General features: G+C 65.9%; 12 protein-coding genes and 1 pseudogene. 8 read left to right on the top strand and 5 right to left on the bottom strand.

Features of this window, described 5'->3' with window-relative positions:
- Positions 1-81: 81 nt before the first annotated feature.
- A complete protein-coding gene (locus NRG23_RS14295; protein WP_009047039.1) occupies positions 82-873 on the bottom strand; it encodes an IclR family transcriptional regulator in 792 nt (263 codons plus the stop codon).
- 166 nt (positions 874-1,039) lie between these two features.
- On the opposite strand from NRG23_RS14295, the gene hmgA reads away from it, so the two are divergent.
- The 4 genes from hmgA (at position 1,040) to NRG23_RS14275 (ending at position 5,844) form a co-directional block, all read left to right on the top strand.
- Positions 1,040-2,344, top strand: coding sequence for a homogentisate 1,2-dioxygenase (hmgA, locus tag NRG23_RS14290; protein WP_124344828.1), 1,305 nt, complete (start codon positions 1,040-1,042; stop codon positions 2,342-2,344).
- 3 nt (positions 2,345-2,347) lie between these two features.
- Positions 2,348-3,652: a fumarylacetoacetase gene (gene fahA, locus NRG23_RS14285; protein ID WP_216311288.1), complete on the top strand. Its 1,305-nt coding sequence runs from the start codon at positions 2,348-2,350 to the stop codon at positions 3,650-3,652.
- 15 nt (positions 3,653-3,667) lie between these two features.
- Positions 3,668-4,306 (top strand): maleylacetoacetate isomerase, encoded by a 639-nt coding sequence (gene maiA, locus NRG23_RS14280; RefSeq protein WP_016701733.1) that lies wholly within the window; start codon positions 3,668-3,670, stop codon positions 4,304-4,306.
- Between the two features lie 167 nt (positions 4,307-4,473).
- Entirely contained in the window at positions 4,474-5,844 is a 1,371-nt protein-coding gene (locus tag NRG23_RS14275; protein WP_009047043.1) for an aromatic acid/H+ symport family MFS transporter, read from the top strand.
- 12 nt (positions 5,845-5,856) lie between these two features.
- Here NRG23_RS14275 and NRG23_RS14270 read toward each other — a convergent pair whose 3' ends face one another.
- From NRG23_RS14270 to NRG23_RS14260, 3 genes are all read right to left on the bottom strand, one after another.
- Complete coding sequence (locus NRG23_RS14270) at positions 5,857-6,324, bottom strand: GNAT family N-acetyltransferase (RefSeq protein ID WP_009047044.1); 468 nt, start codon at positions 6,322-6,324, stop codon at positions 5,857-5,859.
- A gap of 56 nt (positions 6,325-6,380) precedes the next feature.
- A complete protein-coding gene (locus NRG23_RS14265; RefSeq protein ID WP_373922258.1) occupies positions 6,381-7,193 on the bottom strand; it encodes a class I SAM-dependent methyltransferase in 813 nt (270 codons plus the stop codon).
- Between the two features lie 67 nt (positions 7,194-7,260).
- A complete protein-coding gene (locus NRG23_RS14260; RefSeq protein WP_009047046.1) occupies positions 7,261-8,064 on the bottom strand; it encodes a SirB1 family protein in 804 nt (267 codons plus the stop codon).
- A 183-nt stretch (positions 8,065-8,247) separates the two neighbouring features.
- Between NRG23_RS14260 and NRG23_RS14255 the strand changes: the two genes are divergently transcribed.
- From NRG23_RS14255 to NRG23_RS14240, 4 genes are all read left to right on the top strand, one after another.
- The gene (locus NRG23_RS14255; protein WP_007932382.1) at positions 8,248-9,267 is read left to right on the top strand and encodes a Glu/Leu/Phe/Val dehydrogenase dimerization domain-containing protein; all 1,020 of its coding nucleotides are present in this window, start codon (positions 8,248-8,250) and stop codon (positions 9,265-9,267) included.
- Between the two features lie 98 nt (positions 9,268-9,365).
- The gene (gene pdhA, locus NRG23_RS14250; protein WP_009047047.1) at positions 9,366-10,460 is read left to right on the top strand and encodes a pyruvate dehydrogenase (acetyl-transferring) E1 component subunit alpha; all 1,095 of its coding nucleotides are present in this window, start codon (positions 9,366-9,368) and stop codon (positions 10,458-10,460) included.
- Entirely contained in the window at positions 10,453-11,439 is a 987-nt protein-coding gene (locus tag NRG23_RS14245; RefSeq protein ID WP_124298538.1) for an alpha-ketoacid dehydrogenase subunit beta, read from the top strand. Before pdhA ends, NRG23_RS14245 begins: the two co-directional genes overlap by 8 nt.
- 10 nt (positions 11,440-11,449) lie before the next feature.
- Complete coding sequence (locus tag NRG23_RS14240; protein WP_257374867.1) at positions 11,450-12,559, top strand: dihydrolipoamide acetyltransferase family protein; 1,110 nt, start codon at positions 11,450-11,452, stop codon at positions 12,557-12,559.
- Between the two features lie 147 nt (positions 12,560-12,706).
- Here NRG23_RS14240 and NRG23_RS14235 read toward each other — a convergent pair.
- Positions 12,707-12,964, bottom strand: a pseudogene (locus tag NRG23_RS14235) (YebG family protein); the annotation flags it as partial.
- Between the last annotated feature and the right edge of the window lie 252 nt (positions 12,965-13,216).

Here is a 13,216-nt window from a genome sequence, read left to right as displayed (position 1 = left end):
AATTATCGGAGGTACCGCGTCGTCAGAGGTAGCGACGGCTGCGCCGTCGATCGCAGCCTGCGGCAGCGGCTACAGGGGGCTTCAGGGTTGGTAGCCCATGCGCCAGCTCACCGCCTGGGATGCCGCCAGCAGGCGCTGCGCCGCCGGGCCGTTTTCGTCGGCGTGGAACAGCGAGGTCGGGCCGACCACCGTCAGCACGGCGGCGACCTTGCCGGTGGCGTCGAACACCGGGGCCGACAAGGCATCCACACCGGGCATCAGCAGGCCGTGCACATGGTGCAGGCCGCGCTGGCGAATCTGCTCGCACAGGGCGGCATACACCTGATCGTCCGCCAGCGCGTGAGGCGCGTGGGCCTTGAGTTCCTGCTCGCGCAAATCGACGGTCTCGCGGTTCGGCAGGTAGGCACCGAATACCAGCCCGGTGGACGAGCTGAGCAACGGCAGCACCGAACCCAGTTGCGTCACTACCGTCACCGCACGCACGGCCGGTTCGATATGCACCACGGTCGCGCCCTGGTTGCCCCATACCGCGAGAAAGCAGGTCTCGTTCAACTCATCCCGCAGCTCGGCCAGGGGCAGGGCGGCGACCTTCAATACGTCCATGCTGCCCAGCGCCGCCATGCCCACCCGCAAGGCCTCGCGGCCCAGGCCATAGTGGTTGGTGGCGGTGTTCTGTTCGGCGAAACCGCTGGCGATCAATGCCTGCAGATAACGGTGGACCTTGCTCGCCGGCATCTGCACGTGTTCGGCCAGGCGCGACAGCGAGGTGGCCGGCGACAGCTCGGCCAGCGCCTTGAGGATGTCGGTGCCGACCTCGGCCGAGCGGACTTTCTGTTTACCGTTGCTGTCGCTGGTGCTGCGCGGCTTTTCCATGGAGGCGGTGTGATCCCGGGACGAATGGGCGTCTTTATAGCTTGACGGTCAATACCAATCAAATTACGTTATCCGTAATTGAATTACGATAAAAATAACGCAGGCGTGCCGAGAGCTCTTCCCATGGAGTCGCTGGCCGCTGCCAACTCCACTTCCAGGAGGCTCCATGAACCTCGATTCCACGGCGTCCGGGCTGGCGTACCAGTCGGGCTTCGGCAACCAGTTTTCCAGCGAGGCCCTGCCAGGCGCCTTGCCCGTTGGCCAGAACTCCCCGCAAAAAGCTCCGTACGGTCTCTACACCGAACTCTTCTCCGGCACGGCCTTCACCATGGCCCGCAGCGAAGCGCGGCGCACCTGGATGTACCGCATCCAGCCGTCGGCCAACCACCCGGCCTTCGTCAAGCTGGACCGCCAGCTGGCGGGCGGGCCGCTGGGCGAAATCACCCCCAACCGGTTGCGCTGGAACCCGCTGGATATTCCCAGCGAGCCCACCGATTTCATCGACGGCCTGGTGAACATGGTCGCCAACTCGGCGGCGCAGAAACCGGCCGGGATCAGCATCTACACCTACCGCACCAACCGCTCCATGGAGCGCGTGTTCTTCAACGCCGACGGCGAGTTGCTGTTGGTGCCCGAACAGGGCCGCCTGCGTATCGCCACCGAGCTTGGGGTACTGGAAGTCGAGCCGCTGGAGATCGCGGTATTGCCCCGCGGCCTGAAATTCCGCGTCGAACTGCTCGACCCGCAGGCCCGTGGCTATATAGCCGAAAACCACGGCGCGCCCCTGCGCCTGCCCGACCTGGGGCCGATCGGCAGCAACGGCCTGGCCAACCCGCGGGACTTCCTGACCCCGGTCGCCCATTACGAAGACCTCAAGCAGCCGACCACCCTGGTGCAGAAGTTCCTCGGCGAGCTGTGGGGCTGCGAGCTGGATCATTCGCCGCTGAACGTGGTGGCCTGGCACGGCAACAATGTGCCGTACAAATATGACCTGCGCCGTTTCAACACCATCGGCACCGTCAGCTTCGACCATCCGGACCCGTCGATTTTCACCGTGCTGACCTCGCCCACCAGCGTGCACGGCCTGGCCAACCTCGACTTCGTGATCTTCCCGCCGCGCTGGATGGTGGCCGAGAACACCTTCCGGCCGCCGTGGTTCCACCGCAACCTGATGAACGAATACATGGGCCTGATCCAGGGCGCCTACGATGCCAAGGCCGAAGGTTTCGTGCCCGGCGGCGCTTCGCTGCACAGCTGCATGAGCGCCCACGGCCCGGATGGCGAAAGCTGCACCAAGGCCATCAACGCCGAGCTGCAACCGGCGAAGATCGACAACACCATGGCCTTCATGTTCGAGACCAGCCAGGTGCTGCGTCCGAGCCAGTTCGCCCTGGAGTGCCGGCAATTGCAGAACGACTACGATGCTTGCTGGGCCTCGCTGCCCGCCACCTTCAACCCGAATCGGAAATAACCCATGAATCAGCCAACCATCACCCGCAGCTGGGTTGCCTCCGCCAACGACCACGCCGACTTCCCGTTGCAGAACCTGCCGCTGGGGGTGTTCAGCCACAAGGGTTCGGCGCCACGCAGCGGCGTGGCCATCGGCGAGCACATCTTCGACCTGGAAGCGGCGCTCGACGCCGGGCTGTTCGAGGGCCCGGCCAAGGCTGCGGTGGAAGCCACCCGTGGCGGCCAGTTGAATGCCTTTTTCGAACTGGGCCGCCCGGCCCGAGTCGCCCTGCGCGAACGCCTGCTGGAGTTGCTCGGCGAAGGCAGCAGCCTGCGCGGCAAGGTCGAGGCCCTGGGGGCGAAGCTGCTGCCCCTGGCCGCCGATTGCCAGATGCACCTGCCGGCGAAGATCACCGACTACACCGACTTCTACGTCGGCATCGAGCATGCGCAGAACGTCGGCAAGCTGTTCCGCCCGGACAACCCGCTGCTGCCGAACTACAAGTACGTGCCGATCGGTTACCACGGCCGCGCGTCCACCATCCGCCCTTCCGGTGCCGATGTGCGCCGGCCGAAAGGCCAGACCCTGCCCGCCGGCCAGAGCGAGCCGACTTTCGGCCCATGCGCGCGCCTGGACTACGAGCTGGAACTGGGCATCTGGATCGGCCAGGGCAATGAAATAGGCGAGCCGATCGCCATTGGCGACGCCGCCGAGCACATTGCCGGTTTCTGCTTGCTCAACGACTGGTCGGCGCGGGATATCCAGGCCTGGGAATACCAGCCGCTGGGCCCGTTCCTGTCGAAAAGCTTCATCACCAGCATCTCGCCGTGGGTGGTGACGGCCGAAGCCCTGGAGCCGTTCCGCCGTGCCCAGACGCCACGTCCCGAAGGCGACCCGCAGCCGCTGCCGTACCTGCTGGACAAGCGCGACCAGGCCGCCGGTGGTTTCGACATCGAGCTGGAAGTGCTGCTGCTCACCGAAGCGATGCGCGAACAAGGCCTGCCGGCCCACCGCCTGACCCTGAGCAACACCCAGTACATGTACTGGACCGTGGCGCAGATGGTCGCCCACCACAGCGTCAACGGCTGCCAGCTGCAGGCCGGCGACCTGTTCGGTTCGGGCACCTTGTCGGGCCCGGAAAGCAGCCAGTTCGGCAGCCTGCTGGAGATCACCGAAGGCGGCAAGAAGCCGATCGAGCTGGCCTCCGGCGAAGTGCGCAAGTTCCTCGAGGACGGCGACGAAATCATCCTGCGCGGCCGCTGCCGCCGCGAGGGTTTCGCCTCCATCGGTTTCGGCGAATGCCGCGGCAAAATCCTGCCTGCCCGTTAAGAAGAGGTGCGCGTCATGGAGCTCTATACCTACTACCGCTCGACCGCCTCCTACCGGGTGCGCATCGCCCTGGCGCTCAAGGGCCTGGATTACCAGGCGCTGCCGGTCAACCTGCTGGTCCCCGCCGGCGGTGCCAACCGCCAGCCGGAATACCTGCGGATCAACCCGCAAGGCCGCGTGCCGGCCTTGCGCACCGATGACGGTGAGCTGCTGATCCAGTCGCTGGCCATCATCGAGTACCTGGAGGAACGTTATCCACAGGTGCCGCTGCTCTCCCAGGAGCTGGCGGCCCGCGCCCACGAGCGGGCAGTGGCGTTGCTGATCGGCTGCGATATCCATCCGCTGCACAACTCCAGCACGCAGAACCTGTTGCGCCAGTGGGGCTACGACGAGGCCCGGGTGCTGGAGTGGATCGGCCACTGGATCAGCAATGGCCTGGCGGCGGTCGAGCAGTTGATCGGCGAGCAGGGTTATTGCTTCGGCGAGCAACCGGGGCTGGCCGACACCTTCCTGATTCCCCAGCTGTACGCGGCCGAGCGTTTCAAGGTGCCATTGGACGCCTACCCGCGGATTCGCCGGGTCGCCGCCCTGGCCGCCGAACACCCGGCGTTCCAGAAGGCCCATCCGGCCAACCAACCCGATACACCTGCCTGACCTCTGTAGCCGCTGCCGCAGGCTGCGATCGCCCCAAAGGGGCGTAGGTCTTCAGATCGCTGAAGGTCTTCGGCCTTATCGCAGCCTGCGGCAGCGGCTACAGGGTGACCACGCCCGTCCAGAGGCGTAGCGCCCCATAACCATAAAAAACTATCAGGTACCTTGCGATGCACAATCAGATTGCCAGCTTCCGGGAGGCGCTCGACGCCCGTCCCGTGTCGCGTTATCAGTGGTTGCTTCTTCTGCTTCTGGCCCTGTTGCTGGTCACCGATGGCTACGACGCCCAGGTGCTGGGTTATGTGGTGCCGGCCCTGGCCCAGGACTGGGGCCTGGAGAAAGCCGCGTTCGGTCCGGTGTTCAGTGCCAACCTGCTGGGCCTGACCCTGGGCTCGCTGGCGGTGACGCCGCTGGCGGACCGTTTTGGCGTGCGGCGGATCCTGCTGGCCTGCGTGCTGATCTACGCCAGCCTCACGGTGATGATGGTGTTCGCCGATTCGCTGAACAGCCTGATGGTCGCGCGTTTTATCTGCGGCATCGGCATGGGCGGGGCGATGCCCAGCGCCATGGCGTTGATGTCGGAATATTCGCCGCCGCGTCTGCGCACCCTGATGGTGACCCTGGCCGCCTGTGGTTTCTCCTTCGGTGGCGCGGCCGGCGGTTTTGTCGCCGCGGGCTTCATCGACAGCTTCGGCTGGCAGGCGGTGTTCCTCGCCGGCGGTGTCACGCCGTTGCTGCTGTTCCCGTTCCTGGTCTGGTTCCTCCCTGAGTCGCTGCCGCGCCTGCTGCGCGATCAGCCGCCTTATGCCCGCCTGCGCAAGGTTACCGCGCGCATGTTGCCGGACTGGCAGCCACCGGCCGCCTCGGCCGCGCAGAACCAGGCCGAGCAGGGCAGCAAGCTCACGGTGATCGAGTTGTTCCGCCACGGTTATGCGCGTCCGACGCTGCTGATCTGGTCGACCTTTTTCGTCAGCCTGATCCTGCTGTATTTCATGATCAGCTGGTTGCCGTCGCTGCTGCTGGAAAGTGGCCTGGGCCTGAACGAGGCGAACCTGGTGACCTCGATGTTCCTGTTCGCCGGTACCCTGGGGGCGATCTGCATGGCCTGGTTCGCCGACCGCCTGCAACGCAAGGTGCGGCTGCTCTCGGCGGTGCTGGCCGGCGCGGCGCTGTGCACCCTTCTGTTGGGCCTGAACCACGACAACCCGCGCTACCTGGTGGCCTTCGTCTTCGCCGCCGGCTTCTGCATCATCGGCGGCCAACTGACCCTCAACGCCTTCGCCAGCAACTTCTATCCGGCCCATGTCCGCGCCACCGGCACCGGCTGGGCCCTGGGCGTCGGCCGCTTCGGCTCGATCCTCGGCCCGCTGTTCGGCAGCCTGCTGCTGGCGATGCACATCCCGGTGCAGCAGATCTTTTTCTTCTGCGCGATTCCGGCGGTGATTGCGGCGTTGCTGATCATCCAGGTGCGTTCGCCGTCCGAGGCTTCTTCGGCAGGCGCGGGGCCTGCCCCGGAACTGCAGGCGCCGCTCAAACCCTGAACGAGCGCGGGCTCAGCGTGCCAGATGCTTGATCATCGGCACGCAGGCCAGGGTCAGGCCCCGGGGCGACTGGTACTGGGCAATCCGTTCGCCGACGAAGCCGCAGTGGCGATAGAAGTCCGCAGCGTTCAGGGTCGAGTCCAGGGCCAGGTGCGGCAGGCCGGCCTGCCGCGCCAGTTGTTCGAGGTAGTTCATCATCTGCCGGCCGATCCCGCGGCCCATGTACGCCGGATCGACAAACACCGCATCGACCTGCCCCGACTCGAGGTCGAGCATGCCGCTGGCGGTGACCTGATCGTCGATGACGGCTACGTGCCCGGTCTTCTCCAGGACTTCGACGAAGTAGTCCCCCAGGCTGCCGGCGGTCCAGACCTGCAGGTCCGCGGCGGGGTAATGGCCGCTGCACTGGTGGTTGATGGCTTGGTTGCGAATGACGAAGACGCGTTGCGCGTCGTCGCCATGAGCTTTTCTGATCAGCATGCTGTGCCCATTCCCTGGTGTGAGCCGAGCATCCTGGCAGAACCCGGACGGGGCTGTCATGCCGCCCTGGCCTGGATCAGCAGCAGCCCCCAGCCGGTCAGCAGCGTGCCGTCCGCCCGGAGCAAGGGTTGTATGGCCGTGCGCAGTTCGCTCTTCATCAAGGCGCGATTGGCAGGTGTCAGGCGATCCAGGTCGTAGGTTTCTCCCAACGAGTCCCAGAGCTCCTCGAAGGTGGGCGTCCACTCAAGGTCCAGTTCCTCGAATTGCAGTGAGCTGAAGTGGTGGTCCAACAGCGCCCGCCATCCACTCTGTGACTGAGTACGGGGATCCACCAGGGGCAGGGGACGGAGCTGGTCGCGCCGGGCGGCGGCGCGGAAGGCCTGCACGTAGTGCTGGCCCGGCTCGCCCAGCAGAAAGGCCCGGCCGACGATGGCCGAGAGTTGCCCGCCCTTGGCCAGGACCCGATGGATTTCCTCCAGCACCTGTTCGATATCGCTCATCAGCATCAGGGCCAGGTGCGAGACCACGGCATCGACGCTGCCGGTGGCCATCGACAGGCACTGGGCCCGCTCATTGAGCAGCACGCTGCGGTTCGCGAGGCGGGTGTGTGCCGCTTGCAGTTCGGTGGCGCTCATGTCCACGCCGATCAACCGCGCTTCGGGATATTCCCTGGCCAGCAGCTCCAGGAGGAAACCGTCGCCGCAGCCCAGGTCCAGCACCCGCGCGCGAGGCTGAGCGGTGGCGAGCGTGGCTGCCAGCATCTCGTAGGATGAACCGCGCCCTGGCAGGCTCAGTCCGGAAAAGGCCGGCGGCGTGGTGCCGGGGCGACGCTGGTGAAAGTCCTGAAGAAAGCGTTCGGCGCTGTTCATGCTGTTCATCCTTGAAGCAAACGGAGAGTCGTTGCCGGGCATTGTGGCATGGAGGCAGAGCGCCCCGTCAGTGCACGATGGTATTGGGCGGCAGATGGCCCAGGCGTTCGGTCAGGCGCAGGCGCTGGATCGGGTCTTCGCTGAGCAGCAGGGCGTGCTCCAGGTCGAAGCGTTCGGCGTTGGGGCAGTCCAGGTGCTGGTAGAGGCTGGCGCGGGCCAGGTAGTCGGAGGCGCTGCCATTGCCCAGTTCCAGGACCCGCTCGGCATCGATCAGCGCATTGAGATGGTCGTCGTGGCTCAGGTGCAACTGGCGCAGGTTGCGCGACAGGCGCTGGAGCATCTGCTGCGGGCTGGCGGTGGCCAGGTGCTCGGCGGCCAGCTTGATGTTCGGCCCGTACTGGCGCTCCAGCAGTTCACGGCAGTCGTTGGGGTACAGGCGGCGCCCGCCGCAGGGATCGAGCAGGTGATCGGCGCCGGGCACGCGCAATAGAAAGTGCCCGGGGAAGTTGACCCCGACCATGGGGATTTCCAGGCGCCGCGCCAGCTCCAGGGCGATCAGCCCCAGCGCCAGCGGTTGCCCGCGCCGGGTGTGCAGCACCTTGTCCAGCAGCGCCGCCTGTGGCCGCAGCGGCAGGAACTCGTCCTGCTGGAAGCCCAGGTCGTTCATGCGCCGCAGCAGCGGCTGGCCCAGTTCGCTGACCGGCAGCAGCGGCAAGCCGGAGCTGACCCGCTGTTGCAGCTCCTTGAAATCCTGCAGCAACTGTTCGGGCGACACCTCTTTGTCGTGCTCGGCGGCAATCCACAGCGCCGCCTCGAAAAGGGCGGGCGGGGACTGTTGCAGGCAGGCGAAAAAAGCTTGACGCGGGTTCATCGAAATCTCCGGCGAATGCCTCGTTTTAGCCCCGTCGCGGGCGTTCGTCCAGTGCCGCACACATGCCGTAGCAGGTTATTTCCTAAAGCCTGAAAAGGTGTCCGGCTTATTCCCGCGCGCTCCAGCAATTTTCATGCACAAGCCTATACTGGCGACTACAAGAAGTGATTCGGGAGCCCGACGATGTTCGCTCTCATGCAAAGCACTCGCCTTGAATCGCTGCACCTGAGCGTTGACCCGGCCACCGGGTTGAAGGCGGTGATTGCCATTCATAGCAGCCGCCTGGGGCCTGCCTTGGGAGGCTGTCGTTACCTGGCCTACCCCGACGACGAAAGTGCCGTGGTCGATGCCGTGCGCCTGGCCCAGGGCATGAGTTACAAGGCCGCCCTGGCCGGCTTGCCCCACGGTGGCGGCAAGGCCGTCATCATCCGTCCGCCACACGTCGAAAGCCGTGCCGCGCTGTTCGAAGCCTTCGGTCGCTGCGTCGAGCAACTCGATGGCCGCTACATCACCGCCATCGACAGCGGCACCTCGGTCGCCGACATGGACTGCATCGCCCAAACCACCCAGCACGTCACCAGCACCACCGCTTCCGGCGACCCGGCACCGCATGCCGCCATGGGCGTGTTCGCCGGCATCCGTGCCACCGCCATGGCCCGCCTGGGCAGCGACAACCTCGAAGGTTTGCGGGTGGCGATCCAGGGCCTGGGCAATGTCGGCTTCGCCCTCGCCGAACAGCTGCATGCCGCGGGTGCCGAGTTGCTGGTCAGCGATATCGATTCCGGCAAGGTGCAACTGGCCATGGAGCAACTGGGCGCCCATCCGATCGCCAACGAAGCCTTGCTCAGCACCCCGTGCGATATCCTCGCGCCCTGCGGGCTGGGCGGCGTGCTCAACAGCCACAGCGTGGCGCAACTGCGCTGCTCGGCGGTGGCCGGTTCGGCCAACAACCAGCTGACCAACCTGCAGGTCGCCGACCAGCTGGAAAACCGCGGCATCCTCTACGCGCCGGATTACGTGATCAACGCCGGCGGGCTGATCTACGTTTCGCTCAAGCATCGCGGTGAAGACCTGGCGACCATCACCGCCCACCTGTCGAAGATCAGCCAGCGGCTCACCGAAGTCTTCGCCCACGCCCAGGCTGAAAAGCGCTCCCCGGCGCGGGTGGCCGACGACTTGGCGGAGCGCGTGCTGTACCGCTAGGGGCGAAGGCCTTACCCGGCATTTCGCCCTGTAGGCCCCGCGCCACAAGCACGGGGCGCAACAACTGCACGCTGACCCGGCGTGCCAGGAGCCATGTGATGCCTCACAAGGTTGCACTTCCCTATACCCGCTATTTGTCCCCCGACGGCCAGTTGCTCGGCGACCTGCCGGCCTGGGCCGACGACTTCAATCTGCTGACCCGGCTCTACCGGCAGATGGTCCTGACCCGCCTGTTCGACCAGAAAGCCGTGGCCCTGCAACGCACCGGACGTATCGGCACCTACGCGCCGACCCTCGGCCAGGAAGCCATTGGCGTGGCCATCGGCAGCCTGATGCGGCCCGAAGACGTGCTGGTGCCCTATTACCGCGACACCGCCGTGCAGCTGATGCGCGGAGTGCGCATGGAGGAGATCCTGCTGTACTGGGGCGGCGACGAGCGCGGCAGCGATTTCGTCGACCCGGCGGTGGCCGAGGATTTCCCGATCTGCGTGCCGATCGCCACCCAGGCCCTGCATGCCTGCGGCGTGGCCAGCGCGTTCAAGATCCGTGGCGAGCATCGGGTGGTGGTGACCACCTGTGGCGACGGCGCCACCAGCAAGGGCGACTTCCTCGAAGCCCTCAACGTGGCGGGCACCTGGCAGTTGCCGGTGGTGTTCGTGGTCAACAACAACCAATGGGCAATCTCGGTGCCACGGCGTATCCAGTGCGGCGCGCCGACCCTGGCGCAGAAGGCCATCGGCGCCGGCTTCCACGGCGAACAGGTCGATGGCAACGACATGCTCGCGGTGTACGACCGGGTGCAGGTGGCCCTGGAGCGTGCCCGGCACGGCAAGGGACCGGTGCTGCTGGAATGCCTGAGCTATCGCCTGGGCGACCACACCACCGCCGACGATGCCACGCGCTATCGGGCCGCGGATGAGGTCAAGCAGGCCTGGCTGGAAGAACCGATCAAACGCCTGCAACGCTTCATGGTCGGGCAGGGTGTCTGGGAGGGAAACCGCGAGCAGGCGCTGATGGGGGAATGCCAGGCGCTGGTGCAGCGTGCTGTGGATAACTTCGAGGCGGCGGGTACCCAAGCCCCCGAGTCGGTACTGGACTACGTCTACGCGCAGTGGCCGGCGGCCCTGGCCGAGCAGCGCGAGATGTTCCTCGAACGGCTGGCGCGGCGGGCGGGAGGTGCGGACCATGAGTAATGGCACATTCAGCCTGCTGGAAGCGGTGAACCTGGCGTTGCACCGGGCCATGGCCGAGGACGAGAACGTGATTGTCCTGGGTGAGGACGTGGGGGTGAACGGCGGGGTGTTCCGCGCCACCCTGGGGCTGCGCGACAGTTTCGGTTTCAAGCGGGTGATCGACTCGCCACTGGCGGAAACCATGCTCGGCGGTCTGGTGATCGGCATGGCCGCCCAGGGCCTGAAGCCGGTGGTGGAAATCCAGTTCATGGGTTTTATCTACGCGACCATGGAGCACCTGGTGTCCCACGCCAGCCGCATGCGCAACCGCACCCGCGGGCGCATCACCTGCCCGATGGTGCTGCGCACGCCCATGGGCGCGGGCATTCGCGCACCGGAGCACCACAGTGAAAGCACCGAGGCGCTGTTCGCCCATATCCCGGGGCTGCGGGTGCTGGTGCCGTCTTCGCCGGCGCGGGCCTATGGGCTGCTGCTGGCGGCCATCGACGACCCGGATCCGGTGCTGTTCCTCGAGCCGACCCGGCTCTACCGCATGAACCCGCAACCGCTGGTGGACGACGGCAAGCGCCTGCCGCTGGACAGCTGTTTCACCCTGCGCGAAGGCAGCGACATCACCCTGGTCAGCTGGGGCGCGAGCATCGTCGAGACTTTGCAGGCCGCCGCCGCGCTGGCCGAGCAGGGCGTGTCGGCGGAGGTGATCGACGTCGCCTGCATCAAGCCGCTGGACCTCGACACCCTGGAAGCCTCGGTGCGCAAGACCGGGCGCTGCGTGATCGTGCACGAGGCGCCACGCACCTGCGGGGTCGGCGCGGAAATCGCCGCCAGCCTCTACGAGCGGGCATTGCTGGAATTGCAGGCGCCGATCCTGCGGGTCACCGCGCCGGACATTCCACCGCCGCTGTATCGCCTGGAGTCGCTGTACATCCCCGGCGTCGAAGACATTCTTCACGCCTGCGACAGCACCCTGAACTTCGCCTGAGGAGGCTGCGATGAAATATTTCAAACTGCCCGATCTGGGCGAAGGCCTGCAGGAAGCGGAGATCGTCGAATGGCACGTCAGGGCCGGCGATACGGTCAAGGCCGATCAGTTGCTGGTGTCGGTGGAAACCGCCAAGGCCCTGGTGGACATTCCCGCGCCCTATGACGGGGTGGTGGCGAAAACCTACGGCGCGCCGGGCGACATCCTGCATGTCGGCGAACCCTTGCTCGGCTACGAAGGCGAGGCGGATGCCGGCACCGTGGTCGGGCGCCTCGAAGGTGGCGGGGCCAGTCAGGAGGACCGGTTTTTTGTCGGCGCCGCACCCTCGACCCGCGAGCATATGGCGGCCCGCGCCACGCCAGCGGTGCGCCAACTGGCCCGGCAACTGGGCGTGGATGTGAATGCCTTGAGCGGTTCGGCCAAGGACGGGCTGGTCACCCGCAGCGATGTGGAAAACGCCGCGCAGCAGGAACGCGAGCGGTTCGGCGGCGACCGGCTGCGCGGGGTACGCCGGAGCATGGCGCTGAACATGGCCCGCTCCCATGCCGAGGTGGTGCCGGTGACGATTTACGGCGATGCCGACCTGCACCGCTGGGGGCAGGCCCGCGATCCGCTGATCCGCCTGGCCAAGGCGCTGGCGGCGGCCTGCGCGGTGGAACCGGTGCTCAACAGCGCGTTCGACGGCAAGACCCTGTCGATCAAGCAGCACCAGCACCTCGACCTGGGCATTGCCGTGGACACCCCCGATGGCCTGTTCGTGCCGGTGCTGCGCAATGTCGGCCAGCGCGACGCGGACGACCTCAAGGCTGGAGTGACGCGCTTGCGCGCCGATGTGCAGGCGCGTTCGATTCCCCCCCAGGAGATGATGGGCGCGACCCTGACCCTGTCCAACTTCGGTACCCTGTTCGGCCGTTATGCCAACCCGGTGGTGGTGCCGCCGCAAGTGGCAATCCTCGCCGCCGGGGTGATCCGCGACGAGCCGGTGGCCGTGAACGGCGCGGTGGTGGTGCATCCGCTGCTGCCGCTGTCGTTGACCTTCGATCATCGGGTGGTCACCGGCGGCGAGGCGGCGCGGTTTTTCAAGGCGCTGGTCGAAGCGCTGGAGCAACCCGAGCTTTAGTTTTCCACAGGCATGAAAAAGGCCCTGAGCCAAAGACTCAGGGCCTGTTCAATTCGAGCCTGCTTACTTGGCGGCTTTGCTCGCCTTGGCGGGCTTGGCCGGTGCTGCGGCTTCGGGGGCTGCCAGCGGAGCCTCTGGCTCGGCCGCCGCAACCGGCGCGCTGAGCAGTTCGGACAGGGCGTCCGGCTGGCTCTTGAAGGCCTTGGCGAACACGTCGCGGTTCTTCGCCATGTAGATCCCGGCTTCTTCCACCTGCTGCTCGCTCAGGGACGGCACAGCTTTTTGCAACACTTGCGCCAGCAATTCAGCCAGTTCGAGCATTTTGTCATGACGGTCAGCTTCGGCTTTATCCATGAACAAGCGCTCCAGATCTCGGCTGCTGCGGTATACCACTTCGACGGCCATTCACCACCTCACATGCCTTCACGATAATGGGTCTTTGCTACTACTGTATTTATATACAGCGCGCAGAATAAGCGAATCCTGCTGCTTTGAATAGTGGCTTTTTAATCTAGCCGGGTTTCAGGGTTTGTCAGCCCTCCCCTGTAGAAGCGAGCTTGCTCGCGATCCGCGCAGCGGCCATTCACCACCTTGTCTGAATAGACGCTATCGCGAGCAAGCTCGCTCCTACAGATTGCCGCCGGCCTGAACGTGCCT

It is taken from the genome of Pseudomonas sp. T8 (assembly GCF_024610635.1).
Taxonomy (GTDB): Bacteria; Pseudomonadota; Gammaproteobacteria; order Pseudomonadales; family Pseudomonadaceae; genus Aquipseudomonas; species Aquipseudomonas chlororaphis_I.
This window is presented reverse-complemented; position numbering and strand designations above follow the sequence as displayed.

Excerpts from the sequence above, each read along its gene's own strand:
- NRG23_RS14245 (WP_124298538.1), top strand. The coding sequence starts at position 10,453 with ATGAGTAATGGCACATTCAGCCTGCTGGAAGCGGTGAACCTGGCGTTG.
- NRG23_RS14270 (WP_009047044.1), bottom strand. The coding sequence starts at position 6,324 with ATGCTGATCAGAAAAGCTCATGGCGACGACGCGCAACGCGTCTTCGTC.
- NRG23_RS14265 (WP_373922258.1), bottom strand. The coding sequence starts at position 7,193 with ATGAACAGCGCCGAACGCTTTCTTCAGGACTTTCACCAGCGTCGCCCC.
- maiA (WP_016701733.1), top strand. The coding sequence starts at position 3,668 with ATGGAGCTCTATACCTACTACCGCTCGACCGCCTCCTACCGGGTGCGC.
- NRG23_RS14275 (WP_009047043.1), top strand. The coding sequence starts at position 4,474 with ATGCACAATCAGATTGCCAGCTTCCGGGAGGCGCTCGACGCCCGTCCC.
- hmgA (WP_124344828.1), top strand. The coding sequence starts at position 1,040 with ATGAACCTCGATTCCACGGCGTCCGGGCTGGCGTACCAGTCGGGCTTC.
- NRG23_RS14240 (WP_257374867.1), top strand. The coding sequence starts at position 11,450 with ATGAAATATTTCAAACTGCCCGATCTGGGCGAAGGCCTGCAGGAAGCG.
- fahA (WP_216311288.1), top strand. The coding sequence starts at position 2,348 with ATGAATCAGCCAACCATCACCCGCAGCTGGGTTGCCTCCGCCAACGAC.
- pdhA (WP_009047047.1), top strand. The coding sequence starts at position 9,366 with ATGCCTCACAAGGTTGCACTTCCCTATACCCGCTATTTGTCCCCCGAC.
- NRG23_RS14255 (WP_007932382.1), top strand. The coding sequence starts at position 8,248 with ATGTTCGCTCTCATGCAAAGCACTCGCCTTGAATCGCTGCACCTGAGC.
- NRG23_RS14260 (WP_009047046.1), bottom strand. The coding sequence starts at position 8,064 with ATGAACCCGCGTCAAGCTTTTTTCGCCTGCCTGCAACAGTCCCCGCCC.
- NRG23_RS14295 (WP_009047039.1), bottom strand. The coding sequence starts at position 873 with ATGGAAAAGCCGCGCAGCACCAGCGACAGCAACGGTAAACAGAAAGTC.